The 22,521-nt window shown below is 59.6% G+C and carries 23 protein-coding genes; 12 read left to right on the top strand and 11 right to left on the bottom strand.

The window, feature by feature from the left end; translation table 11 throughout:
• The first annotated feature begins 412 nt into the window (after window positions 1-412).
• The 4 genes from dnaB to CVS29_RS05500 all read left to right on the top strand — a co-directional run bounded on the left by dnaB (window position 413) and on the right by CVS29_RS05500 (window position 4,451).
• A complete protein-coding gene (dnaB, locus tag CVS29_RS05515; RefSeq protein WP_110105368.1) occupies window positions 413-1,792 on the top strand; it encodes a replicative DNA helicase in 1,380 nt (459 codons plus the stop codon).
• Window positions 1,793-2,007: 215 nt separating this feature from the next.
• Window positions 2,008-3,381 carry an MATE family efflux transporter gene (locus CVS29_RS05510; RefSeq protein WP_373366667.1) on the top strand — a complete coding sequence of 458 codons (1,374 nt, stop codon included), beginning with the start codon at window positions 2,008-2,010 and terminating at the stop codon, window positions 3,379-3,381.
• A gap of 9 nt (window positions 3,382-3,390) precedes the next feature.
• Window positions 3,391-3,999, top strand: a complete 609-nt coding sequence (locus CVS29_RS05505) for a hypothetical protein (RefSeq protein ID WP_245932077.1) — start codon at window positions 3,391-3,393, stop codon at window positions 3,997-3,999.
• A gap of 74 nt (window positions 4,000-4,073) precedes the next feature.
• Window positions 4,074-4,451, top strand: coding sequence for a hypothetical protein (locus CVS29_RS05500; protein WP_110105309.1), 378 nt, complete (start codon window positions 4,074-4,076; stop codon window positions 4,449-4,451).
• Window positions 4,452-4,468: 17 nt separating this feature from the next.
• Here the strand turns inward: CVS29_RS05500 and CVS29_RS05495 are convergent, their stop codons facing one another.
• On the bottom strand, window positions 4,469-5,515 hold the full coding sequence (locus CVS29_RS05495; protein ID WP_170120898.1) for an N-acetylglucosamine kinase: 1,047 nt from the start codon (window positions 5,513-5,515) through the stop codon (window positions 4,469-4,471).
• A 92-nt stretch (window positions 5,516-5,607) separates the two neighbouring features.
• Here CVS29_RS05495 and CVS29_RS05490 point away from each other — a divergent pair, with 92 nt between their 5' ends.
• The 5 genes from CVS29_RS05490 (at window position 5,608) to CVS29_RS05470 (ending at window position 10,801) form a co-directional block, all read left to right on the top strand.
• The gene (locus tag CVS29_RS05490) at window positions 5,608-6,579 is read left to right on the top strand and encodes a MurR/RpiR family transcriptional regulator (protein ID WP_170120897.1); all 972 of its coding nucleotides are present in this window, start codon (window positions 5,608-5,610) and stop codon (window positions 6,577-6,579) included.
• Window positions 6,572-7,336, top strand: a complete 765-nt coding sequence (locus CVS29_RS05485) for a sugar isomerase domain-containing protein (protein ID WP_110105306.1) — start codon at window positions 6,572-6,574, stop codon at window positions 7,334-7,336. The genes CVS29_RS05490 and CVS29_RS05485 overlap by 8 nt, the downstream gene beginning before the upstream one ends.
• Before the next feature lie 161 nt (window positions 7,337-7,497).
• Window positions 7,498-8,916: an N-acetylglucosamine/diacetylchitobiose ABC transporter substrate-binding protein gene (ngcE, locus tag CVS29_RS05480; protein WP_110105305.1), complete on the top strand. Its 1,419-nt coding sequence runs from the start codon at window positions 7,498-7,500 to the stop codon at window positions 8,914-8,916.
• Window positions 8,917-9,008: 92 nt separating this feature from the next.
• Window positions 9,009-9,908: a carbohydrate ABC transporter permease gene (locus CVS29_RS05475; RefSeq protein ID WP_110105365.1), complete on the top strand. Its 900-nt coding sequence runs from the start codon at window positions 9,009-9,011 to the stop codon at window positions 9,906-9,908.
• A 5-nt stretch (window positions 9,909-9,913) separates the two neighbouring features.
• On the top strand, window positions 9,914-10,801 hold the full coding sequence (locus CVS29_RS05470; protein WP_245932075.1) for a carbohydrate ABC transporter permease: 888 nt from the start codon (window positions 9,914-9,916) through the stop codon (window positions 10,799-10,801).
• 66 nt (window positions 10,802-10,867) lie between these two features.
• Here CVS29_RS05470 and CVS29_RS05465 read toward each other — a convergent pair whose 3' ends face one another.
• A complete protein-coding gene (locus CVS29_RS05465) occupies window positions 10,868-11,446 on the bottom strand; it encodes a CGNR zinc finger domain-containing protein (RefSeq protein WP_110105303.1) in 579 nt (192 codons plus the stop codon).
• A 54-nt stretch (window positions 11,447-11,500) separates the two neighbouring features.
• Between CVS29_RS05465 and CVS29_RS05460 the strand changes: the two genes are divergently transcribed.
• Entirely contained in the window at window positions 11,501-12,601 is a 1,101-nt protein-coding gene (locus tag CVS29_RS05460; RefSeq protein WP_110105302.1) for an EamA family transporter, read from the top strand.
• On the opposite strand, the gene CVS29_RS05455 is transcribed toward CVS29_RS05460, so the two are convergent.
• The 5 genes from CVS29_RS05455 to CVS29_RS19070 form a co-directional block, all read right to left on the bottom strand.
• Window positions 12,575-14,950, bottom strand: a complete 2,376-nt coding sequence (locus CVS29_RS05455; RefSeq protein ID WP_110105301.1) for a heavy metal translocating P-type ATPase — start codon at window positions 14,948-14,950, stop codon at window positions 12,575-12,577. The two genes, CVS29_RS05460 and CVS29_RS05455, sit on opposite strands and share 27 nt — an antisense overlap.
• Before the next feature lie 24 nt (window positions 14,951-14,974).
• Complete coding sequence (locus tag CVS29_RS05450) at window positions 14,975-15,211, bottom strand: heavy-metal-associated domain-containing protein (protein ID WP_110105300.1); 237 nt, start codon at window positions 15,209-15,211, stop codon at window positions 14,975-14,977.
• 4 nt (window positions 15,212-15,215) lie between these two features.
• Window positions 15,216-15,530: a metal-sensitive transcriptional regulator gene (locus CVS29_RS05445; RefSeq protein WP_110105299.1), complete on the bottom strand. Its 315-nt coding sequence runs from the start codon at window positions 15,528-15,530 to the stop codon at window positions 15,216-15,218.
• A gap of 203 nt (window positions 15,531-15,733) precedes the next feature.
• A complete protein-coding gene (locus tag CVS29_RS19075) occupies window positions 15,734-16,042 on the bottom strand; it encodes an MFS transporter (protein WP_211315091.1) in 309 nt (102 codons plus the stop codon).
• Window positions 16,039-16,362 carry an MFS transporter gene (locus tag CVS29_RS19070; protein WP_211315090.1) on the bottom strand — a complete coding sequence of 108 codons (324 nt, stop codon included), beginning with the start codon at window positions 16,360-16,362 and terminating at the stop codon, window positions 16,039-16,041. Before CVS29_RS19070 ends, CVS29_RS19075 begins: the two co-directional genes overlap by 4 nt.
• 116 nt (window positions 16,363-16,478) lie before the next feature.
• On the opposite strand from CVS29_RS19070, the gene CVS29_RS05435 reads away from it, so the two are divergent.
• Both CVS29_RS05435 and CVS29_RS05430 read left to right on the top strand, forming a co-directional pair.
• A complete protein-coding gene (locus CVS29_RS05435) occupies window positions 16,479-17,603 on the top strand; it encodes a WD40/YVTN/BNR-like repeat-containing protein (protein ID WP_110105298.1) in 1,125 nt (374 codons plus the stop codon).
• A 12-nt stretch (window positions 17,604-17,615) separates the two neighbouring features.
• The gene (locus tag CVS29_RS05430; RefSeq protein WP_110105297.1) at window positions 17,616-17,903 is read left to right on the top strand and encodes a MoaD/ThiS family protein; all 288 of its coding nucleotides are present in this window, start codon (window positions 17,616-17,618) and stop codon (window positions 17,901-17,903) included.
• 175 nt (window positions 17,904-18,078) lie between these two features.
• Here the strand turns inward: CVS29_RS05430 and CVS29_RS05425 are convergent, their stop codons facing one another.
• The 4 genes from CVS29_RS05425 to CVS29_RS05410 are packed head-to-tail and all read right to left on the bottom strand — an operon-like array spanning window position 18,079 to window position 22,386.
• Complete coding sequence (locus CVS29_RS05425; RefSeq protein WP_245932074.1) at window positions 18,079-19,128, bottom strand: NAD(P)-dependent alcohol dehydrogenase; 1,050 nt, start codon at window positions 19,126-19,128, stop codon at window positions 18,079-18,081.
• Window positions 19,129-19,132: 4 nt separating this feature from the next.
• Window positions 19,133-20,017, bottom strand: coding sequence for a carbohydrate ABC transporter permease (locus tag CVS29_RS05420; RefSeq protein WP_179442308.1), 885 nt, complete (start codon window positions 20,015-20,017; stop codon window positions 19,133-19,135).
• Window positions 20,018-20,020: 3 nt separating this feature from the next.
• Entirely contained in the window at window positions 20,021-20,986 is a 966-nt protein-coding gene (locus CVS29_RS05415; protein WP_110105295.1) for a carbohydrate ABC transporter permease, read from the bottom strand.
• Window positions 20,986-22,386, bottom strand: a complete 1,401-nt coding sequence (locus CVS29_RS05410) for an ABC transporter substrate-binding protein (protein WP_110105294.1) — start codon at window positions 22,384-22,386, stop codon at window positions 20,986-20,988. Before CVS29_RS05410 ends, CVS29_RS05415 begins: the two co-directional genes overlap by 1 nt.
• Between the last annotated feature and the right edge of the window lie 135 nt (window positions 22,387-22,521).

Below are 22,521 nucleotides of genomic sequence, written 5' to 3'. Positions count from 1 at the left end.
GCGGATATCCACAGAGCGACATATCTCTGTGGATATCCCCTGACGGGTGATTTCGATAACTGAGCGCCGAGGCTACCTCGCGATAGCGAAGAAGGTCACTAAAAATGTACTAATCCACAGGCAGTGGATAGTGTTTTACCTTGTCAGCGCGTGTTTCTATGCAGCTTGGCGGAGTTATCCACATGCTTGTCCCCATCCTGTGCACAAGCAATGGCAGTTAATGCACCGGTTATCCACAGGAGGGGTGGACAATGGGGTTGGTAGATGTTCTGAGAGCGTCTAACGTTGCAAAGAACGCCTCCTCTTTTGACAACTTTGTCGGTATCAGCTGGTAAGCAGGAGCAGTAGCACGCAATGTGTCACCGCTAGGTGATGAAAGGCCCGGCCAGCAGGGCAGAAAGTGGGCACCAACATGTCAGCTCCAGCCATGGACAAAAGGGATACTTCCCGCGAGCCGGACTTCGCCAGAACCCCGCCGCAGGATCTAGTGGCCGAACAAAGCGTCCTAGGTGGCATGATGCTTTCCAAGGATGCCATTGCAGATGTTGTTGAGGTTCTGCGTGGCAACGACTTTTACCGACCGTCGCACGAGAGCATCTATGAAGCAATCCTGGACCTCTACGGCCGTGGTGAGCCTGCTGATGCCATCACGATCGCCGATGAGCTAACCAAACGCGGTGAGATCACCAAAGCCGGAGGTGCCGCATACCTGCACCAGTTGATCCAGTCTGTGCCAACAGCTGCCAATGCCGGGTTCTATGCTGAGATTGTTGCCGAGCGTGCAGTGCTGCGCCGGCTTGTCACCGCCGGCACCAAAATTGTCCAGATGGGCTATGCCCAGGACGGTGAAGTAGAAGACACCGTCAACGCGGCACAGGCAGAAATATTTGCTGTCGCTGAACGCCGCACCACAGAGGACTATGTGCTCCTCAAGGACGTCATGGAATCCACGGTGGATGAAATTGAGGCCTCAGGACACAAAGGCCAAGGGATGACAGGCGTTCCCACCGGCTTCTATGAATTTGATGAATTAACCAATGGTCTGCACCCCGGCCAGATGATTGTCATTGCTGCCCGTCCAGCCGTTGGCAAGAGTACCTTCGCACTGGACTGGGCGCGTTCGGCCGCCATTGATCACAATATGGCCACCGTTGTCTTCTCCCTGGAAATGGGGCGCAATGAAATTGCTATGCGGCTCCTATCTGCCGAGGCAACCATCAGCCTGCAGGATCTACGCAAGGGAACCGTCAAGGACGATCAATGGTCTAAAATTGCCACCACCATGGGCAAAATGAACGAGGCCCCGCTATTCATTGATGACTCGCCCAATATGTCACTGATGGAAATTCGGGCCAAATGCCGCCGGTTGAAACAACAGCATGATCTAAAGCTGGTGATTCTTGACTACCTGCAGCTAATGTCTTCGGGCAAAAGGGTGGAATCTCGCCAGCAGGAAGTCTCAGAGTTCTCACGTGCGTTGAAGCTGCTCGCCAAAGAACTGCAAGTTCCCGTAGTGGCGTTGTCACAGCTGAACCGTGGCTCTGAGCAGCGAACCGATAAAAAACCCATGGTTTCAGACCTCCGTGAATCCGGCTCCATCGAGCAGGATGCCGACATGGTCATCCTGTTGCACCGTGAGGATATTTACGACAAGGAATCGGCGCGCGCCGGAGAAGCAGACGTGATCGTGGCCAAGCACCGAAATGGTCCCACCAAGACCATTGTGTTGGGTTTCCAGGGCCACTATTCCCGCTTCGCCAACATGGCCAGCGAAAGTGGCGGCGGCTACTGACCGCCTTCGGGAAACACGCGTTGTAAGAGAAGCTTCCTAAGAGAAGCCCAGCCGCCTTCCTGAAAACGGCCCAGGCGCTGACGGCGGTGCTACCCGCGGCGGCTGGGAGGTGGCTGGCTCTTTCTGCATACCCCTGAGCTCCTGGCCCAGGACGCTCCTTTGTCCAGGCGGCTCCTCTGCCCAGGTGGCTTCTGCTTCACGGCTACTGTTAAACCATGCCCGAATCAGTCATGCGTTCCGACGCCTCCAAGGCCACCCGCCGCACAACTGCCAGAGCAATTCGTGGGCTCGCCATACCCGCATTTGGGGCACTTGTTGCTGAACCGCTTTTTCTGCTGGCGGATTCCGCCATTGTGGGTCATTTGGGTGTTCCGCAACTGGCGGGGGTGGGGCTGGCTGCCGCAGTTTTACAAACTGTGGTGGGGCTTATGGTTTTTCTGGCCTATTCCACAACGCCCGCCGTTGCACGTCTTCTGGGGGCTGGCAGGCATCGCGAAGCTCTCGCAGTGGGGCGTGATGGGCTGTGGCTGGCTGTGCTGCTCGGGATTGTACTTTCCGTGCTGGGTATATTTTTCGGCGGCTGGCTGCTCACTGCCATGGGTGCTCAAGACGAAGTCTTAGAGTACGCCCGGCAATACTTCATGATCAGTTTGGCGGGTATCCCGGCCATGCTTCTGGTCATGGCCGCCATGGGTGTTCTGCGCGGACTTCAGGACACCAAGACACCGCTGATTGTGGCTACCATAGGTTTTGCCGTAAATATTGTCATGAACTTTTCTCTGGTCTACGGCTTTAACCTCTCGGTGGGAGGAGCCGCTGCTGGCACCGTCATTGCCCAGTGGGGCATGGCCGCGGTTTACCTCGTTATTGTGGCCCGTGCAGCGCGGCGCTATGAGGTGGGGTTGCGTCCCGATTGGAGCGGCGTCAAAGCAGTCTCTAAAGTGGGCAGCTGGCTCATGCTCCGTACCCTGTCCTTGCGTGCCGCCATTGTTTTGACCGTGGTGGTGGTGACAGCACAGGGGCCAACCAATCTTGCCGCCCATCAGCTGGCCATGACGCTCTTTAGTTTCTTGGCATTCGCACTGGATGCCCTGGCCATTGCCGCTCAGGCCCTGGTTGGCAAGGAACTAGGAGCTGGCAACGTGGCTTCAGTGCGGCTGCTGACAAAGACCATGACCCGGTGGGGGCTGGGGTTTGGTGTTGTGACGGGTGTTGGAATTGCGGCTATTTCAGGGGTGGTGGGCTGGCTCTTCACAACAGATCCTGGCGTCCATGCAGCGTTGACTGTGGCTCTACTGGTTATGGCGGTAGGGCAGCCCCTGGCCGGTTACGTGTTTGTTCTTGACGGCGTTCTGATAGGTGCAGGGGATGCCCGCTACCTGGCCTTAGCCGGGCTGGCTAATCTGGTCATCTACCTGCCGTTGCTTTACTGGGTTGGACAGGCGGGCCTTGGAGATACCATTCCGGGCATGCTTTGGGTCTGGGTGGCATTCAGTGTGGGCTATATGGGAGCCAGAGGATTGACGCTGGGCTTGCGCGCGCGAACGGGGCGATGGATGCAGATCGGTGTTCCGGCTCGCCGCGGCTAGACTTAGTGGGTGAGTGATACAGCCCTTCCCCAATCTGCTAACGCCAAACTCTTGACGCCTGGAGCGCCACTGCTGTGGCGACCGGTGTTGTTGCGAGCCCTAGTCGCCTTGGCTTTTGGCCTCACCACCGTCTTCTGGGCCGAACCCGGCCCGCTGGGCATGTGCCTTGCCCTAGCGGTTTACTTCTTGGCCTCTGCTGCGGGGCAGTACTGGATTGTGCGCACCATGGCGCTGCCGCGCCGAGACTCCCGCAGAGTTATGCTCCAAGGTGCCGCAGGGATCCTTGCAGTAGGTGGCGTGATGGTGGCGATTTCAGCTAGTTCTGTGGTTGCCGCGTGGCTGGGTGGTGTGGCACTGGCCGTGCTGGGTGCGGCTGAACTATTCGCAGCGATACGGAAGCCGGCGGGAAACTCAGGGGAGAAGCTTGCTCTTGCCAGTGACTGGCGGATCTCAGGAGTATTGGCGATGGGCACCGGTATCCTGCTGCCGTTCTTTGCGGCAGCCGGGCCCCATGCCATGCTCGGTGTGGCCGGCGGTGGGGCGCTGATGACAGGCGCTCTTTGGGCGTTATCAGCCTTGACGCTACGCCATGACGGCGGCACCGCAAAAGCCCAGTAAACTGGTAGTAGATTTTTCTACTTTGCGTAGAAACGCGTGGTGCGCGACACACCAATCAAAGCAAAGGATCAATTGTGGGCACTGAAGAGCCGGCGAACCCCAAATCAGCCAATTCCATAAAGCTCCCGTTGAGTTTCTCGGCTGCTTTGGCAGCAGTGGCTGGTCTATTCACGTTGGTGTTTGCCTCCGGTGGTACACAGTACGGTCTGCGGTGGGACCTTGCTGGCATTGCTTGCGGCATTGCCTTCGTTGCGTCATTGCTGGTTTCTTCACTCCTGGTGATGGGACACAAGGAAAACGACGCCTACCTCAGCGAGGGCTCCGGCGTATACCGAAAATCCTCCGACCGTTTGGCCCCGAACCCAGAACAGGCCGGCCAGGCTTCCGCAGCGCAAGCAGGGGAGCCTGCAGAAAAGCCCGATGAAGAAGCCCAGGACGGCCCCAGCAAGTAGGTAAAGCCCCTTCGGCGCTACCCGCGCAGGGCTGCGAGGCTATCTTGGATTCTGGTAAAAACTACCGCATCCACCTCAATACCGTTGCGCTTGAGGACCAGTACTGCTGAGCCCACCACTCCGTCTTCGACCATAGAAGCACTTGCAGCCGTCCCCGGCTGGGCCGCGGCCAGTTGCTTGAGCACCTCTGCCGCAACCGTCCTTCCCTTTGTTAGGACACTGCCACCAAATACCAGCGGCTGGGCGCATACCTCTCCGGGAGTCCGGGCAATGCCGCCGGCGTCAGCTGACGCCGGGCCAGTTGCTGAGGCGCTACTGGCAACAGCTAGAAGTGTTTTGGCCAAATGACTGGCAGCGCGGTGCGCGATCTCCCCTGCGACGGCGTCTTGCGGCAGCGCAAAGACTAGCGGGGCAAAGCGGGAAAGCTCAATAGGGCTCAGTTCGTATGTTTTGACGATCAGTTGCTGTTGAGCCCGCAATCTGCCCTGAGAGCGCTGTGCAACATTGAGCTCGATGCCCAGTTCGGTCAACACTAACCCTGTCAGTGCCGTCCGTGGGCCTCTGCCGTCTAACTCGGCGGCCACCGCCCGGGCCACCTCCCGGCCCAGCCAGAAACCCGAGCCGTTATCACCTAATAACCACCCAGTGCCGTCAGCCACGGCCACCAGCTCCGCACCCTCGATTCGGGCACTAACGGCTCCGGTACCGGCTATCAAGGCGCAGCCATCATCCTGATAAGTTCCTGAGTAAAAAGCCCCCAATAAATCAGATTCAATCATCACGCTTCCGCATAGGCCCAGTTCAACGAAGCGTTCGTGGAACAAATCCATTGGCGGTTCCATGGAAGCTCCAGCCATGGCCAGGAGTACCCCGGAGATGTTTGCTGGGGCACCTCCAAGGGCCTGCATGGAGGCTTGGGTCAGCGACTCCAAAGCGGCCGTAACTCCGCGAGAAACCGGGTTTCCGCCCCCTGCTGTTCCGTAGCCCAGACAGTGACCGGAGGAGTTCAAAAGAACGGCGCGTGTAGACGTGCCGCCGGCGTCAATCGCTAGGTATTTACGCATCGTTACCATTCTGTGTCTGAGTGTGACTTGACTTACATCAATAGTGATAATAGTTTTCATTATGTACCCACCTAAAAGAAATGGATTTTCATATGTCAGCCTCCACGACTCCTGCAGTAGCAGTTTCGGCTGCCGGTGTCGTGAACCGCATTCAGGCCAAGCTACCTGACATGCCTGCGGCAATGGCGAAAATTGGTTCCTTCCTCTTGGAGCACCCGCAGGCACCCTTGGAGTTCTCCATCATGGAACTTGCGGAACAAACTAAAACGTCCCCGGCCACGGTGACCCGGTTCTGCCGTCTGTTAGGTTACGCCGGATATGTCCCGTTCCGGGTCAGTATTGCTTCTGACCTTGGTCGCAGCGATGCCCGTGAATCGTGGAAGGCTGACATTGGGCGTGCGTTTGGTCCCGATGACTCCCCCCGAGATGTACTCAGCACGCTAGTGAACGCGCACACGCGCTCACTAGAAGAGACCGCTGCGGTCATGGACCTGGCGTTGATGAACAAAATTGCCCGCCGTATTGCCATGAGTTCCCACGTTGATATTTATGGCATTGGCGGCAGTGCCGTGATGGCTAAGGAACTGCAGTCACGGCTATACCGCATTGGCATCAACGCCCATCATTGGTCGGAGGTCCACGCGGGCCTGACCAGCGCAGCCATTCAGGATTCAAATTCCGTGGCCATTGGAATCTCAAACACCGGCCGCACCGAAGAAACACTGCAGATGCTCCGTGAAGCGGGCGAGGCCGGTGCGCTGACCATCGCGCTGAGCAACAATCCGGGTTCGCCTCTAGCTGAGAGTGCAGATGAGGCCATTATTACCTCGGTACACGAGCAGTTCTTGCAGCCGGATGATCTCTCTGCCAAGCACGTCCAGTTACTTGTTCTGGACTTGATTTACTTGCTGGTGGCCCAAGTGAATTTCGCCCAAACCACGTCAAAATTGGCAGCCTCTGCCATGGCTGTCTCTCCGCATAGGCGCCCTACCCGGGCAGCCCGGATCGAGTTGAGTGCCCATAGGAGCCTGCGCAACGCCGGGAAGGGTGAAGCTCATGTCTAATTCCATTACAAGTTTCAGCTTTGAAGTTTCCTCTCGCCTTGACGCCATTACTGAATGGGCGCTGGCTGGCGGAGCTGCACAAGCCGCTGCCGCCATGGCGGAGGCATTGAGTAACGGCGGGGTCATCCAGGCATTTGGTACCGGCCACTCCGAGGCGTTTGCCATGGAAATTGCCGGCCGGGCCGGAGGGTTGATCCCCACGAGCAAGATTGCGCTGCGCGATCTGGTTCTCCACGGAGACCGTGACGTGTCTGAGCTGGACTCGCTGGAGGGCTCCGTCTTGGAGCGCGATACCGGGGCAGCGGAGGAGCTTTTTGAGCTGTCACTGATCGATCCCCGGGATATATTCCTAATCGCTTCCAACTCCGGAGTTAACGGCTCCATTGTTGGGTTGGCCCTTGAGGCCAAGGAACGCGGACACACTGTGATCGCCGTCACCAGCCTTGAGCACACAAGCGCCGTCGAAACAAAGCATCCTTCGGGAATGCGTCTGAGTGAAATTGCAGACATTGTTATTGACAATCAGGCGCCTTATGGGGATACCACCCTTGAAGTTTCCGGCGGAGGAGGTGTTGGTGCGGTCTCATCGATCACAGCTGCATATATTGCGCAGCTGCTCACCATTGAGACTGTCCAGTGCCTGGTCCGTGCGGGGAAGCAACCGCCCATTTATATTTCAGCAAATATACCGGGCGGCGACGAACACAACACAGCACTGGTGGGCCAGTATGTTGGCCGGCTCAGGCGGGAGGCGTGATTCCAACGGCACTGGAGAAGAAGATCGCTACAGCGCCTGAAGTCAGCCGAATGAATTGCAGTGAAATGCAGTGAACGTACGAACTAGTACAGGGCAGTAGAAGGCAGTACAAAGCAGTACCGAATTAGCGCTCGTACCATCAATGGAAGGCAGTAAATAGAATGAGTATTCAGAACAAGCCGCTGCAGCGTCGTGGATTCCTCCGCGGCGCCCTGGCCACCGCCGTGCTTTTGCCCTTGGGCGGAGCGCTTGCTTCCTGTGCAGGCGGCAACAACGCAGCGGAGACCTCTGCTGCCCCCGGTGGCGACGTTGACCCCACAAAGAACCCGTTCGGCGTAGCCGCAACCGGCAAGCTTGACGCTGTCATCTTCAACGGTGGCTACGGCATTGACTACGTTGAGTTCGCTGGCGCCATCGTCAAGAAGAACTTCCCCGAGCTGGAAGTCGGCATCAAACCTTCCACGGACATTGCTCAGGAGCTACAGCCCCGCTTTGTTGGTGGCAACCCGCCTGATCTGATCGATAACTCCGGTGCAAAGTCCATCGGTTTCAGCACCATCTTGGATCAGCTCGAAGACCTGCAGAGTGTTGTTGACGCCAACAACCTCGAAGGCACCAAGATCGCCGATACGCTCTTCGATGGCGTGCTGGCTCCGGGTACCTTTGACGGCAAACTTGCCGCCATCAACTACGTGCTCACCGTATACGCGTGGTGGTACTCCGCCAGCCTGTTCAAGGACAATGGCTGGACCGTTCCCACCACCTGGGACGAAGCCTACGACCTGGGCCTTAAGGCCAAGGAAAAGGGCAAGTTCCTCTTCGTCTTCGGTAAAGAAGCCGCAACGTACTACCAGACTATGGCAATTGAATCCGCCATCAAGGAAGGTGGCGATGAAGTTCGCCTATCCCTTGAAAACCTGAAGCCCGACTGCTGGTCAATGCCGGCTGTGCAGAGCGTTTTCACCGCCATGGAGAAGATTGTCAAGGCTGGCATGTTCAAGCCCGGTGGCGCAGGAACTGTCTTCACCGCAGCTCAGGCTCAGTGGTCCAACGGCCAGGAAGCTCTCCTGTACCCGTCCGGTTCCTGGATTGAGAACGAGATGAAGGACCAGACCAAGGCGGGCTTCGAAATGACGGGCGCACCGGTTCCCGTTGTCTCCGCCAGTCCGAAGATCGCCCAGACGGGTGTTCGCTCCGCAGGTGGCGAGCCCTTCATCATTCCCGCCAAGGGTGCAAACGTTGCAGCAGGCAAGGAATTGCTGCGCACCATGCTCTCCAAGGAAGCAGCTACCAACTTCGCCAAGGAGAAGCTGGCACCGACCGTTGTCAAGGGCACCGTCCCCGCCGACGGCTTCGGCTCCACCGCGCTGGTCTCACAGACCACCATGTTGGAGAAGGCTGGTAAGGACATCTTCACCTGGAACTTCGTTGACACCTATGGCATGAACGGTGACCAGCTTGTTCCGTGGAACTCCTTCCTTGACGGCAAGCTCGATGTTGCAGGTCTGACCAAGGCCCTGCAGGAGATCACCGATAAGGTTGCCAAAGACGATTCGGTCAAGAAGATTGAAGTGAAGTGACTCAAGTAACAAACGAAGTGAAGTCGGGCGGTGGCGTTGTCGCCACCGCCCGGCGGCGCCGGAAAAAACTGACATTCGATAAGGTCAGCTTCATGGCAGTCTTCTTAGGGCTGCCGTTGGTGATCTATCTGGTCTTTGTGATTTCGCCTTTTGTTCAGGCGATTTACTACTCAATGACCAGCTGGAGCGGCTTCGACAACAATATGCCGTTCGTAGGCTTGGGTAACTATGTCAAGCTGTTCAATGATGACGTCTTTATGATTTCGGTGCGCAACAGTGTCACCCTAGCAATTTTCTTGCCTGTCATCACAGTTATTCTTTCCCTGATTCTTGCCACCCTGGTCACCATTGGTGGAAGCAGCCGCGGGCAAATCAAGGGACTGCGAGGCGCAGGTTTTTACCGCGTGGTCTCGTTCTTCCCCTACGTAATTCCGGCCGTTGTCATCGGCATTATCTGGTCCCAGATTTTCAATCCCTCTAACGGTTTGCTCAACGGTATTCTCACTGGTATTGGCATTGACAGTGCTCAGGACTTTGCCTGGCTAGGTGATTCCCGAACCGCCATGATCGCATCGATGGTTGTCATTGTGTGGGGCTTTGTGGGCTTCTACATGATCCTTTTCATCGCAGCCATTAAGGGAATTCCTGCCGAGACGTTCGAGGCAGCTCGCATTGATGGCGCTGGACGCTTCCGTACGGCAGTAAACATTACGATTCCTTTGATTCGTGACAACATCCAGACTGCCTATGTCTACATGGGCATCTTGGCCCTGGACGCGTTTGTGTATATGTCAGTGTTGAACTCCACAGGTGGTCCAGGAAACTCAACCTTGGTCATGTCGCAGAAGCTCTTCAGCACGGCATTCACCAAGGGTCAGTTCGGTCTGGCCTGCGCCATGGGTGTGGTTCTGGCAGCAATAACCCTGATCTTCTCGGCGCTGGTATTCCTAGTAAACCGGCTCACCGGCGGCACTGAGGATGTGTCTGAATGATGTCCATGAAACTTTCAAAGAAGCCGGCTGCTGCCGGACACGTAGAGCGCAAGGCTCAAGATACCAAGGGAGATAAGGTTGTTGCTGGTGTCTCGCACACCATGCTCGCCCTGTGGTCGCTTTTGGTGCTGGTCCCACTGGGCTGGACTCTGTTGTCCTCCTTCAAGACGACCTCGGAAATCTTCGCCTCACCCTTCTCGCTTCCCGCAGTGTGGAAGTTTGAGAACTACATTAACGCCTGGAACACCGCAGGCATCGGTACGTACTTCTTCAACACCGTTATTGTGGTGGGCTTTGCGCTGGTCATTGTGATGGCTCTGGGTGCCATGTGTGCCTACGTGCTGGCACGTTACGTATTCCCCGGTTCGCGTGCCGTCTACTACCTGATGCTAGCCGGTTTGACATTCCCCATCTTCTTGGCCATTGTGCCGTTGTTCTTCATCCTGCAAAACCTGGGGCTTTTGAACACGTTGCCAGGATTGATCATTGTGTACGTGGCGTTCGCTCTGCCATTCACCGTCTTTTTCCTTTTCTCATTCTTCAAGGCGCTCCCGCATGAAATTGCTGAAGCGGCTCAGATTGACGGTGCCGGTGAATGGCGGACCTTCTTCCAGGTCATGCTCCCGATGGCCAAACCGGGCATGGCCTCCGTGGCCATCTTTAACTTCCTTGGCCTATGGAACCAGTACCTGATCCCTGTCGCCATTAACACCAAGGCAGAGAATTACGTGCTCTCGCAGGGTATTGCGCGGTATGCAGGCCAAATGGGCTACTCGGTTGACTTCGGTGCATTGTTCGCCGCCGCCATCATCGTAATTGTCCCCGTCTTGATCATGTACGTTCTGTTCCAGCGCCAGCTCCAGGGCTCGGTGTCTGCAGGAACCATGAAGTAATAGCTCTTCCTGTCCAGGAAAGTACCGAAGGCCCACATTGGATGTTGATGTGGGCCTTCGGTGTGTTTAAGGGAGTTTCTCGGTGCTGGACTTACGGCGGCGGTACGCTGCCACGTGGGCGCGGTTGCCGCAATTGCCGGTCTCGCAGTAGCGGCGCGAACGGTTCTTGGATAGATCGATCACCACGGCGCTACAATTCGGAGCGGCGCACACCTTTAGCCGGGCCAGCTCCTTACCGCGGATGACGTCTACCAGAGCCATGGCCGCCTCGACTCCCATGCGTTGGGCCAGGGGAGCGGCCGGTGCCGTGGCGTGCAAGTGCCAATCCCACTGGTCATGCTTGACCAGTTGGGGCAGGGCGTGAGCGCGGGCCAGCAGGTTGTTGACCATACTTGCCGCACCATCCTCGTCCGCAGTAAAAATATTGCGTAATTCGGTGCGCATTTTGCGCACAGCATCCACTTCGGCCAGGGAGTGTTCGCGGGATCCGGTGAACTGTTCTTGGAGTATGAAGGCATCCAGTTCGGACACGGTTTCCAAGGTGTCAGGCCCGGAAGGACCATTCTCGGCGACTGTGGTGGGGGCGGTGTTGATCAAATTCACGGCAGAGAGCAGCGCTATCTCCGTGTCATGACTAAAGACCATATTGACTCCTGACAAGCCTCGAGGGTAATGTCACTAGCATAACGCTCTTCACTCATGACTCTTTGGATTTACGTGACTACCTCAACAACTTCCAGCCCCTCTTCCGCCATTGGTGCACGCACGGCCGCGGCGTCCCCAGCTTTGGTCATCGCTTTGGTCTCGGCAGCGGCTTTCGCGTTGTCCGGCCCCTTTGCGAAATCGCTCTTCGATGTGGGCTGGTCCCCGGGAGCAGCCGTCGCTGCGCGCATTGGGGGCGCCGCCGTCGTACTTTTAATTCCGGTGATTATCACGCTGGTGCGGCGCTGGGCCAAGGTCAAGGGATCGTTGGGGCGGATAGCTATTTACGGTGTGGTGCCCATTGCGCTGTGTCAGCTTTTTTACTTCAATGCCGTCCAGCACCTCTCAGTGGGGGTGGCGCTGCTACTTGAGTACCTCTCGCCCGTGCTGCTGGTGGGGTGGGCGTGGATCATTACCCGGCACCGGCCGCGGCTTTTGACCATTGTGGGTGCCGCTTGCGCCATGGCCGGATTGGTTCTGGTGCTGGATCTGGCTGGCAGCCAAAAGGTCAGTGTTGAGGGTGTTTTGTGGGGGCTGGCGGCCGCGGTGTGTTCGGCCGTGTACTTCATCATGTCTGCCCGCGCGGACGACGACGTTCCTCCCGTCCTCATGGCTGGTGGCGGGATGGCGGTGGGTGCGCTGATGATTCTGGGGCTGGGTGCGGCGGGGATTCTGCCCATGGTCTTTAACTTCAACAACCCGGTGTTTGCCGGAGCCCAAGTGCACTGGCTGGTGCCGGTGCTGGGACTGGTGCTGGTCACCACTGTTTTTGCATACCTGATGGGGATCGTGGCAACCCGGGGGCTGGGGTCCAAAGTGGCCTCATTTTTGGCCCTCTTTGAGGTGCTCTTCGCCGTGATCTGGGCGTGGATTTTGCTGGGCGAAATGCCGAGGGCCATCCAGCTGCTAGGTGGCGTGGCCATCATGGGTGGCGTGATTTTGGTGCGCCTGGACGAGCTGCGCGGCTCGCCCCGGCGAGGGCCCACATTTGTTGTGGAGCTCGACGCCGGGGGGATCCCCGGCCTTACTGCCCCGGGTGCGCAAGAGCCGCCGGCGCAAGCGCCTGCGGTACTACCGGCCGAAGCGGCGCAGCCGTAGCGAGTTTGCCACCACCAGCACGGAGCTGGCGGCCATGGCGGCACCGGCAATCATTGGGTTCAGCAGTCCCAGTGCGGCCACGGGGATGCCGATGGCGTTGTAGAAGAAGGCCCAGAACAAATTTGCTTTGATGGTGCCCAGCGTTTTACGGGACAGCGCTATGGCCGTGGCTACCTGGCCCAGTTCGCTGCCCATGACCGTCAGATCGGCGGCCGCGATGGCCACGTCCGTGCCCGATCCCATGGCGATGCCAAGGTCTGCCTGCGCCAGGGCCGGGGCATCGTTGACACCGTCACCGGCCATGGCCACGATGGCCCCGGCCGCCTGCAGCTTCTTGACGGCCTCAACCTTGCCCTCGGGCAGCACGTCCGCGAACACATCCTCGGCCGCGATGCCCACCGCGGCGGCAACCTGTGCGGCCACGGTGGCGTTGTCGCCGGTCAACAGGATGGGGCGCAGACCCAGGGACTTCAGCGTGGCGATGGCTTCCTTGGACCCGGCCTTGATGGTGTCCTTGAGCGCAATCAGCCCGGCCGCCTCGCCGTCCACGGCCACCCAAATGGCGGTGGTGCCACGTTGTTGCTGGTTTAGCAGTTCTGCCTTGGCCGCGTCGGAAAGTTCGACGGCGTTTTCCTCCAGCCAGCCTGCCCTTCCGGCTAGCACGGTGCGGCCCTCGATCACGGCCCGGACACCGCCGCCGGGAGCTGACATGAAGTCCACAACTTCGGCGAGTGTGCCGCCTTCGCCTGCCTGTTCATGGGCGTGGGCCGTAATGGCGTGGGCAATGGGGTGCTCACTGTGGGACTCAACCGCCCCTGCCAGTCGCAGCACTTCAGAGGCAGGCACCTGGGTGAGCGGGACGACGTCGACCACGGCCAACCGGCCCTGCGTGACGGTGCCGGTCTTGTCCAAAAGGATGGTGTCCACGGTGCGGGTGTCCTCGAGGACCTGCGGACCCTTGATGAGGATGCCGAGCTGGGCGGCGCGGCCGGTGCCGGTGAGCAGGCCCACCGGGGTGGCCAGGCCAAGCGCACAGGGGCAGGCAATGATCAGCACGGCCACGGCCGCTGTGAATGCGGACGCGATATCACCGCTGAGCAGTAGCCACAGGGTGAACGTGATGACGGCAATGACGAGCACCACCGGCACAAACACGGCGCTGATACGGTCCGCGAGCCGGGCGATGGGAGCCTTCGATGCCTGTGCGTCGCTGACCAGCTTGCCCATCTGGGCCAGCGTAGTTTCACTTCCTACGCGGGTGGCGCGCACCAGCAGACGGCCGTCCGTGTTGATGGTGGCACCGGTGACGGGGTCGCCGGCACTCACGTCCACCGGCAGGGATTCGCCCGTGATGAGCGAGGTGTCGATGGCGGAAGAGCCGTCGGTTACGACGCCGTCCGTGGCGATCTTCTCGCCGGGGCGGACCACGAAGATTTCATCCACGGCTAGTTCGGTGGCCGGGATTTTCACCTCGACGCCGTCACGCAACACCGTGGCTTCCTTGGCGCCCAGACTCAGCAGCGCCTTGAGGGCATCGCCGGCCTTCGCCTTGGCTTTCGCCTCCAAGTACCGGCCAAGGAGTAGGAACGTGACAACTACAGCAGAGACTTCAAAGTAGAGCGGGGCGTGCCCCGCCATTGCGCCGCCGTGCTCCGTCAGCAGGGGGTTCAGTCCCAGCTCCACGGCGGAGAACAGGAACGCTGCGCTGACGCCGATGGAGACCAGCGTGTCCATGGTGGAAGCGAAGTGGCGGGCATTGATGGCTGCCGCGCGGTGGAACGGCCAGGCCGACCACGTCACCACCGGCAGGGTCAGGATGCCGACAACCCAGCCCCAATGCGGGAACTGCAGGGACGGGAACATGGAGACCAGGAAGACCGGGACGGTCAGAATGGCGGCCAGGATCAGGCGCGGGCGCAGCGTTTCCGCCGTGCCGCCGTGCGCCATATGGTTTTCGTGGTCCACATGGTTTTCGTGGTTTTCGTGGTTCGAATGGTCGGTGCCGTGGTGCGCGCCATCGGTTTCGGCGCCCTCTTGCGCGGCACCCGGGTGGGGGTGCTGCGGGAGGCGGGCTCCGGCGTCGTGCTTAATGGCGGGAGGATTCTTGAGCCGGGCCTTGTAGCCGGTGGCGTTGACGGTGTCGATGATTTGTTGGTCGGTAATGCCGGCGGGGACCGTGACAGCAGCGCTTTCCAGGGGCAGGTTCACGGCAGCGCTGACGCCTTCAAGTTTGCCCAACTTGCGCTCAACCCGGCTGACGCACGAGGCACAGGTCATGCCTTCGATGTCGATCTCGACCATGCGGGGGCCGGGTGTGGCGGTTTGGGACAAAATGTTTGAGGCGCTCATGGCGCTCCTTAAGGAGTTGGTGGGTTAGGCGTTGTTGGCGACGACGAGGTAGCCGGCCTCGGCAACGGCCTCGCTGATTTCGCTGGGCTCAAGAGTGAGCGTGGAGGTGATGGTGACTTCGGAAATGCCGCCCTTATTGAGCTCGACGGAGACGTTTTCCACGCCCTTGAGGCTGGTGAGTTCCTCGGTGACGGAGCTGACGCAGTGCCCGCAGGTCATGCCTGAAACGTTGATGGTGGTGGTGTGGCTGCTGTTGCTCATGTGGCTAGCTCCTGAGTAGGCGGGAAATGGCGGCGGTGGCTTCGGAAACCTTGTCGGAGACGATCTCCGGGTTTCCTGTTTCTGCGGATTCATGGGCGGCGTTGACCACGCAGTGCGCAATGTGGTCTTCCAGTAGGCCGATACTGACGGCGTGGAGGGCCTTGTTGACGGCGGCCATCTGGGTGAGGATGTCGATGCAGTACTTGTCCTCCTCAATCATCCGGGCGATGCCGCGCACCTGTCCTTCGGCACGTTTGAGTCGGCGAAGGTACGCCTGTTTTTCCTCGGTGTAACCGTAGCTGTGATCTTCTGTGCTCATATTCCGAATTTATACCCCCATAGGGTATACGTCAAGTACCCCTAGGGGGTATGCGTTGAACGTCACGCCCGGCGCTCGGGGGTGTGCCGGTGGGTCGGCGCTACCGCCCCCCGTTTCCGCGCCCGGTAGACCGGGCGCGGATGTGGGGAGCGGGCGCGCTGCCCACCGGGCGGACAAGACGAAGGCAGTCAGGACGCAGACTGTCAGGGGGTAGGTTCCTCGAGCAGGTGGCTGATGCGTGCCGTGCTGGCCCGGGCCCATGACGTTGTGGACGCGATGCCCAAGGCAGCAATGGCCAGGCCGAGCGGGTCAAAGCTGCGGGCCTTGGCCGCCCGGGACTCCGGCACAAACAGGGCGGTGAGCACAATCGCAGCCACGCCAATGGGGATGTTAATCACGAACACGGACCGCCAACCAACAGATTGGGTCAGGAAGCCGCCTACGAGAGGGCCGAAACCCATGGACACACCCACCACGGCTCCCCACGTACCAATGGCCCGGGCAAAGATCAAAAATCCAATGGACGGGCCAGGCTGCACAGCAGTGAACCGAGGCTGAAAGCGAGAAGCCCCAGCTGAAAAATTCGCCGCCTGTCGAACCTGTCTGCCACGGAACCGGACACCATGGGAAAACCGGCAAGCGCCAGCAAGTATGCGTCAACCGTCCCTTGCAGCCCCGACACCGACGTTTCGAATTCCCGCCCAATCGTGGGCAGGGCAACGTTGACGATCGTGGCATCCATGGACACAATCAGAAGGCTCAGGCAGCAGATAGCCAGCACCAGCGACTTCGGTGCCGGCTTTCTCGTTGGATTGGCAGTAGTTGAGCGCATGTACCCACTGTCGATTCCAGATTTGTGGCTGTCAGCTAGGGGCCACGGTGGGCGGTTCATAAGTTACCGGTGGGAACCCATTGCCGCGCCGGGGCTCCAGTGATCGAATTTAACCCATGAAAAATAGTGCAGGAGCACAGACCGAGCATTCTGGAACCACCCATCTGTTGGCGGTGGGAACAAAGAAGGGACTGTGGTTGGGGACAAGCTCCGACCGTCAGAATTACGTCTTCACTGGCCCACACTTCCTCATGGCGGAAATCCCGAGTATCGCCATCGACACTCGCGAGGGCCGCACCCGCATTCTGGTGGGGCTGCGCAGTGAACACTGGGGTCCTACCGTTGCGCACTCGGATGATCTTGGAGCCACGTGGGATGAACCTGAGCGCGGAGCCATCACCTTTCCCCCGGACACGGGAAGTGCGCTGGAACGGGTGTGGCAGATCCAGCCCGATTCCGCGGACCGTCCCGGTGTTGTCTGGGCCGGCTGCGAACCCATTTCCGTGTGGAAGTCCACAGACAATGGCGAACATTTTGAGCTCAACCGCGGTCTCTGGGATCATCCTCACCGGACCGAATGGGGCGCCGGATACGGGGGAGCGGCGGCGCATACGGTCCTGCCAAGCCCCGCGGATCCCACCACCATCCACGTCGCCATGAGCACCGGTGGCGTGTACCGCAGCACCGATGGCGGTGCGTCCTGGCAGCCCCGGAACAACGGAATCGGTGCCAGTTTCATGCCGGTAGATACACCGGAGTTCGGTCAATGCGTGCACAAAATTGCCCGGGATTCCAACCAGCCTGAGGTATTGTTCGCGCAAAACCACGGAGGTGTCTACCGTAGCGCCAATAACGGCGACAGCTGGGACAACATTGCCCAGGGGCTGCCCGCAGATTTTGGCTTCACCATCCTCACCCACCCCCACCGTTCAGACACCGCCTGGGTCATCCCCATCAAGGCCGACGCTGAGCGCATTCCCCCGGAAGGGAAACTTGCTGTGCACAGGACGGACGACGGCGGGGCGTCGTGGACATCTTTTACTGACGGACTCCTGGAGCCGGAGTGCAACGTGGTGCTCCGGGATGCTGCGGCCGTAGACGCTGCCAGCCCGGTTGGGTTGTTCTTCGGCACCCGCGGCGGGACTGTGTACGCCAGTGCTGATGAGGGTGAGTCCTTTGTTCCGGTCCTGCGGCAGTTGCCGGATGTTTTGTGTGTCCGTGCCGCCGGCATTGAACTATGAGCGTGACGGCACATGGGTGAGGTGAGGATCTTGGTGCCAACCCTGCTCCAGCCGCTCGTGGGCGGAAGTGCCGAACTCCGTCTGGAGGTGGGAGCGGGGGCGCCGCTGTCGGAGCTGCTCGATGCAGTTGCCGGTGAGTTCCCCGTATTTGGCCGCAGGGTGCGCGATGAGACGGGAAAGCTGCGCCGCTATGTGAACATCTACCTCGACGGCGATGAGGTACGGCGGCTGGACGGGCTGGAAACACAGATCGCCGCCGGCCAGGAGCTGATGATTATTCAGTCTGTGGCCGGAGGCTGACGCAGACGCTATCTCACCTTTGGTTGGCTAAACGCAGACGCTATCTCACCTTTGGTTGATAAAACGCGGACGCTATCGCACTCTGCCCAGCTGGGTGCGACAGCGTTGCCGAAAATCCCGCCATTGCTGCGAGAGCGTTCGTAAATAACGCCCCATTGCTGCGAGAGCGTTGGAGTTAGGGGTGGACCATGGCCTTCAACGCTCCTAGGTTGGACCCTGCCAGAAGTGCGCTCTGGACATCGTCGAGACCGTGCACCGAGGTGACCAGCCCGTCCAAATCCACCTGTCCGGATGCTGCCAGTGCAATGGCCGTGGGCCACGTATTCGCATAACGGAACGTGCCGGTGATGCTGAGCTCGCGACCTTGTAGCAATGGCACGGGCAACGCAACGGTATCCGCCCCCATGCCCACCAGGACGGCGCGCCCGCGGGGAGCCAGCCGTTCGAGTCCACTCAGAATGGCCCGTTCGGCGCCGCTCGCGTCAATGAACACATCAAACTCGGGCACCACGGGCGGCGGATCGGTAGCAGTAAACGTATGCGTGGCGCCGTATTTTTCGGCCACGGCCAGCCGTTCGGCCCGCACATCGCTCAGGGTCACGGTGGCGCCGGCCAGCTGAGCCACCTTGGAAATGAGCAACCCGATGGGTCCGGCTCCGGCGACCAGGACCGCATCCCCAATCTGGATCTTCCCTGCCGACCGGGCCGCCAAAGCAACGCTCAAGGGTTCGAGCATGGCGGCGCCATCATCACTGATCGAGTCCGGAACCGGGTGGCAGAATGCGGCCGGGTGGATGGCATATTCGCAGAACACCCCGTCAATGGGTGGGGTGGCAAAGAACCGCACGCCGGGATCTAGGTTGTAGCAACCGGCCAGTGACTGTTCAGACAGCGGGTCCGGGATGCCCGGCTCGAGCGAGACGCGCTGACCAACGGACCGGTCGCTGACGCCCGCGCCCAAAGAGGCTATGACGCCGGCCGGTTCATGACCCAGCACCAACGGGGAATCGACAATAAAGGAGCCAATCCGCCCCTCCGCGAAGTAGTGGGTATCGGAGCCGCACACGCCCACCGAGGTGATCCGTACCAGGACCTCGCCCGGACCCGGAGTGGGAACCGGACGCTGCTCTGTGCGCAGCTCACCCTGGCGGACCAGTACGGAAGCGGTCATGGACTCCGGCAGCGTGGCAGCCGGTGTTGGGACGTTTGTTGCTTGAGTATTCATGTGCTTATTTCACCGCACCCATGGATAGTCCGCGAACAAGTTGCTTCTGGGCGATCCAGCCGGCAATGACCACAGGCAGCGACGCCAGTACGGATGCGGCGGATAGCTTGGCCAGGAACAAGCCCTCGCTGGTCATTTGCGAGACCAAGAAAACCGGCACGGTGGAGGCATTAGCGGCCGTGAGGTTCAGTGCGAAGAAGAACTCATTCCACGCGAAGATCACGCAGATCAAAGCTGTGGCAGCCAACCCGGGAGTGACCATCGGCATCAGGATGGTGCGCAAGGTTTTGATCAGGCCCGCTCCATCCATGGAGGCAGCCTCCAGAACTTCTGCAGGAACTTCCTGGAAGAAGGAACGCATCATCCACACCGCGATGGGCAGGTTCATGGCCGTGTACAGCACCACGAGTGTCCAAATGTTGTCCAGGACCTTCAGCTGCCCCGCAATGACATAGATGGGCATGATGACGGCCACCACGGGCAGCATCTTCGTGGAGATGAAGAAGAACAGCACATCGGAGGTCTTCTTCACAGGCCGGATGCTCACCGCATAGGCGGCTGGTACGGCCAGCACAATCACCAAGATGGTGGAGACGCCCGTGGCAATGAGCGAGTTGAGGAAATACGTGCCTGCACCGTTGGCTAGCACGGCCTCAAACTGCTCAAAGGTGGGGACAAAGAAGAACACCGGCGGATTGGACGCGGCGGCCGATTCCGGCTTGAACGCCGTCATGACCAGCCAGATCACAGGGGCGAAGAATACAAAGGCGAGCAGCCACGTGAGGGTGGTGAGAGCGGAACCTGAGAAACGCCGTCGTGCTTCACGGGACTTGCGCTCAGCGGACTTGACGGCCGGGGGAAGAGTGGATGGTGTGAGGGTGGTAGTCACGGCTTAGTCCTTTGCGTCAAAGCTGCGGAAGATCAGGCGGAGGGCGAACGTGGCGATGATGATGGTGGCAATGACAACCACCACGCCCATTGCTGCGGCCTGGCCAATGTCGAAGCCTAGGAAGGCCCGCTGGTAGATGTAGAACGGCAGGTTGGCGCTGGCAGTGCCGGGCCCGCCGGCCGTCATGAGGTAGATCTGGTCGAAGGTGTTGACCACGTAAATGGTGCCCAACAGCACACCGAGTTCAATGTAGCGGCGCAGTTGGGGCAGGGTGACCCAGATGAACGTCTTCGTCCAGCCGGCGCCGTCGATCTGGGCCGCCTCAAGCACATCCTTGGGTTGGGACTGCAGCCCGGCCAGTACCAGCAGCATGGTGAATGGGGTCCACTGCCAGACCAGCGCCATGAGGATGGAGACAATAGGGTGCGACGCCGTCCAATCGACGGGCGGGATGCCCACCAGGGAGATGACCCAGTTCACCAGACCGAAGCTGGGGTTCAGCATGGAGATGCTCCACAGCGTGGCACCTGCAACCGGCATGATCAAAAACGGGGTGATCAGCATGGTGCGCACCACTCCCTGGCCGCGGAATTTGCGGTCCAGAAGGAGGGCGAAGATGATGCCCAAAACCATGGCGAAGAAGACACAGCCCAAGGTTATGAGGATGCTGTTCAGTGCAGAGCTGCGGAACGTGGAATCCATGAAGATGTCCACATAGTTCGTCAGGCCGATGAACTGGTTGCCGTCGGGGCGCAACAGGTTCCAGTTGCGCAGTGAGTACCAAATGGTAACGAGGAAGGGTAGTTGAGTGATGACGATGGTGAAGATCAGCGCTGGCAGCAGCGGGCCGCGGCGGCGCCAGCCTTCGGCCTTGGAGATGCCGGGGCCCTGCTGGGGGGCCTTGGCATTCTTGGCGCTCTGGCGGGCGTGTTGTTTGAGGTTGTGTTGGTCAACCAGCGTGTTCGCCATCACTTGCCTCCTTCTTGGTAGGACTTGGCAACGGGTTCGGCATACTGCTGGGCCTGTTTGAGTGCCTCATCAACGGATTTTTGGCCGGCAATGGCGGCCGAGATTTGCTGGCTGACCCGGGTGCCCAGGTCCTGGAATTCCGGGATTCCCACAAATTGCAGGCCCGGGTAAGGGACGGGGTTGACCATGGAGGTGGCCTGCTTGGCGCCGTACATGGCGTCAAGTGTCGGCTTGGCGTAGGCCTTGGCGACAGCGGCGTATTCGGGGATCTCATAGGTTGACTGGCGGCTGCCGGGCGGCACCCGCTCCCAGCCAATCTCATTGCCTACTAGCTTGATGTAGTCCTTGTTAGTCATCCAGGAAATGAAGTCCCAGGCGGCGTCCTTGTGCTTGCTGGTGGAGGGGATGGCCAGCGACCAGCTGTACAGCCAGCCGGCATCCTCTGTCTTTTCCACGGGTGCCGGAGCATACTTTGACTTCCCGGCAACCAACGACGACGACGGGTCCTCAATGCTGGAGACCATGGCCGTGGCGTCGTACCACATGGCCGCCTTACCCTGACTGTAGCGGGTGATGCAGTCGCCGTAGCCGCTGGTTGCGGCTCCCGGCTGGCCGGCGTCGTGCAGCAGGTCAACGTAATCTGTGACGGCAGCCTTGACCTCGGGAGAGTCCAGCTTCGCGTTCCAGTCCGTGTCGAACCACTGGCCGCCATAGGTGTTGATGACGGTGTCTAGCGGGGCCATGACCTCGCCCCAACCGGCCAGGCCGCGCAGGCAGATGCCGGCGAAGTCCTTGGTGGGGTCGTTCAACTTGCGGGCGATGGCGCCGATCTCATCCCAGGTGGGGTGCTCCGGCATGGTGATGCCGGCTTCCTTGAACAAGTCCTCGCGGTAGACAACAAAGGAAGACTCGCCGTAAAACGGCACCGAGTACATATCACCTTGGTAGCTGAGGGCATCCTTTATTGTGGGGATGAAGTCCTCGGTGTCGTAGCCTTCGGTGGCATCGGCTGCGGGCTGTAGATTGTCAATCCAACCGTTTGCCGCCCACATTTCGGTCTCGTAGTTGGAGATCATGACGACGTCGAATTCGCCACCGCCGGTGGCCACGGATGCGGTGATCTTGGCCCGGGCCTCATTTTCCGGCAGGGTGACGAATTTGACGTTTACTCCGGGGTGTTTTGCCTTGAAGTCATCCTGTAGGGAGACGGCATCCTTCATCTGCGGGTTGGCCACAATGGCAACAACAATAGACTCCTGTGCTGCGCCAGCGGGGGTACAGCCGCTGAGCGCAAGTGCTGCTGCGGACATGGCCGCCAGCCAGATCGGGGGCCGGGTGGCAAGTGCAGGCCGGTCTTTCGGGCGGTTAGCGGCCTTAGCTCGGAATGGGGGGAACTTCATCGGTCACTCTCAATCTCGTTGCTCATTTGAGAACATGATCTTGCTCATTTGTTAAGTGACTCTAGTCATATATACTCATTTGAGCAAGAGCAGTGGCTCAAATGTTTCACATGAAGTCAGTTGAGGAAGGTGCGC

This window comes from Arthrobacter psychrochitiniphilus, assembly GCF_003185915.1.
Lineage (GTDB): Bacteria > Actinomycetota > Actinomycetes > Actinomycetales > Micrococcaceae > Specibacter > Specibacter psychrochitiniphilus.
Note: the sequence above shows the minus strand (reverse complement) of the source record. Positions and strands in the feature narration are given on the sequence as shown.

Coding starts and splice junctions, on each gene's coding strand:
- dnaB (WP_110105368.1), top strand. CDS start 413: ATGTCAGCTCCAGCCATGGACAAAAGGGATACTTCCCGCGAGCCGGAC.
- CVS29_RS05470 (WP_245932075.1), top strand. CDS start 9,914: ATGAAACTTTCAAAGAAGCCGGCTGCTGCCGGACACGTAGAGCGCAAG.
- CVS29_RS05415 (WP_110105295.1), bottom strand. CDS start 20,986: ATGGCGAACACGCTGGTTGACCAACACAACCTCAAACAACACGCCCGC.
- CVS29_RS05495 (WP_170120898.1), bottom strand. CDS start 5,515: ATGCGTAAATACCTAGCGATTGACGCCGGCGGCACGTCTACACGCGCC.
- CVS29_RS05435 (WP_110105298.1), top strand. CDS start 16,479: ATGAAAAATAGTGCAGGAGCACAGACCGAGCATTCTGGAACCACCCAT.
- CVS29_RS05450 (WP_110105300.1), bottom strand. CDS start 15,211: ATGAGCAACAGCAGCCACACCACCACCATCAACGTTTCAGGCATGACC.
- CVS29_RS05445 (WP_110105299.1), bottom strand. CDS start 15,530: ATGAGCACAGAAGATCACAGCTACGGTTACACCGAGGAAAAACAGGCG.
- CVS29_RS05425 (WP_245932074.1), bottom strand. CDS start 19,128: ATGAATACTCAAGCAACAAACGTCCCAACACCGGCTGCCACGCTGCCG.
- CVS29_RS05465 (WP_110105303.1), bottom strand. CDS start 11,446: ATGGTCTTTAGTCATGACACGGAGATAGCGCTGCTCTCTGCCGTGAAT.
- CVS29_RS05430 (WP_110105297.1), top strand. CDS start 17,616: ATGGGTGAGGTGAGGATCTTGGTGCCAACCCTGCTCCAGCCGCTCGTG.
- CVS29_RS05455 (WP_110105301.1), bottom strand. CDS start 14,950: ATGAGCGCCTCAAACATTTTGTCCCAAACCGCCACACCCGGCCCCCGC.
- CVS29_RS05485 (WP_110105306.1), top strand. CDS start 6,572: ATGTCTAATTCCATTACAAGTTTCAGCTTTGAAGTTTCCTCTCGCCTT.
- CVS29_RS19070 (WP_211315090.1), bottom strand. CDS start 16,362: ATGCGCTCAACTACTGCCAATCCAACGAGAAAGCCGGCACCGAAGTCG.
- CVS29_RS05410 (WP_110105294.1), bottom strand. CDS start 22,386: ATGAAGTTCCCCCCATTCCGAGCTAAGGCCGCTAACCGCCCGAAAGAC.
- CVS29_RS05490 (WP_170120897.1), top strand. CDS start 5,608: ATGTCAGCCTCCACGACTCCTGCAGTAGCAGTTTCGGCTGCCGGTGTC.
- CVS29_RS05475 (WP_110105365.1), top strand. CDS start 9,009: ATGGCAGTCTTCTTAGGGCTGCCGTTGGTGATCTATCTGGTCTTTGTG.
- ngcE (WP_110105305.1), top strand. CDS start 7,498: ATGAGTATTCAGAACAAGCCGCTGCAGCGTCGTGGATTCCTCCGCGGC.
- CVS29_RS05460 (WP_110105302.1), top strand. CDS start 11,501: ATGACTCTTTGGATTTACGTGACTACCTCAACAACTTCCAGCCCCTCT.
- CVS29_RS05510 (WP_373366667.1), top strand. CDS start 2,008: ATGCCCGAATCAGTCATGCGTTCCGACGCCTCCAAGGCCACCCGCCGC.